At 49.4% G+C, this 1794-nt stretch carries 1 protein-coding gene; it reads right to left on the bottom strand.

Annotated elements, in window-relative coordinates; translation table 11 throughout:
* Nucleotides 1-264: 264 nt before the first annotated feature.
* Nucleotides 265-1632: a ribosome biogenesis GTPase Der gene (der, locus tag RMO52_RS15640; protein WP_310415912.1), complete on the bottom strand. Its 1368-nt coding sequence runs from the start codon at nucleotides 1630-1632 to the stop codon at nucleotides 265-267.
* Nucleotides 1633-1794 lie beyond the last annotated feature (162 nt).

The raw sequence follows: 1794 nt of genomic DNA, 5'->3' as shown, positions 1-1794 counted from the left end.
CGCCTAAAAGATCTCAAATGGATTCTATACACGGTAGCTTATAAAGGGGGGCTTTCCGGCTCCCTCCCCTTTATAAGGGGAGGGCTGGGGTGGGGTAAAAGACTACGCATCGACTCAAATAACTAGTGTGTACACGGTAGGCTTTCCGGCTCCCTCCCCTGTCTTGTCTCGCTTCCATGGTCGGGGAACCCGACCGGAGCGAGCCGCTTTATAAGGGGAGGGCTGGGGTGGGGTAACATCAATACCGAATGTATCTCCTATTCCCTACTTAGCCGCCTTGACTCTAGTTGCGCGGTTGACAATCTTCTCGCCTTCACGTTGCTTCTTACCACGCCAGAGGAGGCGGAGCGGAGTTCCGGCGAAGCCGAGTTGCGTCCGAAATTGGTTCTCGATATAACGACGGTAGTTATCATTAAATCGGGAAGGATCGTTGACAAATAACGCGATCGTCGGTGGTTGGGCGCTGACTTGAGTACCGTAGTAGATTTTACCTTGTTTACCTTGGCGAGTCACCAGGGGATTGTGCCAAGAAGTAGATTCTTCGAGTACTTGGTTGATCGTGGCGGTACTGACACGACGACGGTGTTGTTCGACGGCTCGATCGACTATTTCGAGGATTTTATCTACGCGTTGTCCCGTGAGAGCGCTCACGAAGATACTTTCAGCCCATTCGGTAAAAGCGAGGCGGTTGTTTAATTGTGATTGATAATCATAAATAGTATAGGAGTCCTTTTCGACTGCATCCCATTTATTGACGACAATTACACACGCGCGTCCTTCTTCGGCAATCCGTCCGGCGAGTTTTTGATCCTGCTCGGTGACGCCATCGATCGCATTTAAGACCAATAGCACGACATCACAACGATCGATCGCTTTAAATGCCCGATTGATGCCAAAAAATTCTGGCCCGTAATCGACGTTTTTCTTGCGGCGAATTCCGGCGGTATCGATCAATCGATAATTACTACCATTGCGGGTAATCACAGTATCGATCGCATCGCGGGTAGTCCCCGAAATCGGACTGACGATCGAGCGATTTTCACCGAGGAAAGAATTCAGCAGACTGGATTTACCGACATTCGGACGTCCGATGATCGCAATCCGCACTTCTGGCTCTTCCACTTCATCCATCACTGGTAAAGTCAGAATTAATTCATCGAGTAATTCCCCCGTACCGCTCCCGTGAATGCTGGAGACGGCATAAGGTTCGCCCAATCCCAATTCCCAAAAATCGGCAGCCTGCATCGCCCCAACTGTTTCCGATTCGCACTTATTGACAGCGACAAAGATCGGAATCTTTTGGAGGCGCAGCCAAGTCGCAATTTCCAAATCTCCACCTGTGATGCCCTGCTGTCCATCGACGACAAAGATTGCCGTACTCGCTTGAGACAGAGCCATCATCGCCTGTTCGCGAATCAAGGGTAAAAATTCAGTCTCATCATCAAACACCAGCCCTCCGGTGTCTACAACCACAAACTCACGATCTTGCCAAAATGCCCGTCGATATGTACGATCGCGGGTAACTCCTGGCTCATCATGCACGATCGATTCCCGCGCTCCCGCCAAACGATTGACGAGTGTGGATTTACCCACATTGGGACGACCTATAATAGCAACGATCGGCAGCGACATAAAATTCTGAACAACAAGAGAGCAATATTCTAGTTTATCGCGATCGGGTGGACAATGTGGAATAGTCAATAACACATCTTGGCTTAATTATGATAAAGCAGTCGATTTTAGCAGCAGCTTGAATCGATCTCGCAAATAGAGCCTCCATTATTGTTTCGATCG

The sequence above is a fragment of the Chamaesiphon sp. OTE_8_metabat_110 genome, from assembly GCF_031382685.1.
GTDB lineage: Bacteria > Cyanobacteriota > Cyanobacteriia > Cyanobacteriales > Chamaesiphonaceae > Chamaesiphon.
Note: the sequence above shows the minus strand (reverse complement) of the source record. Positions and strands in the feature narration are given on the sequence as shown.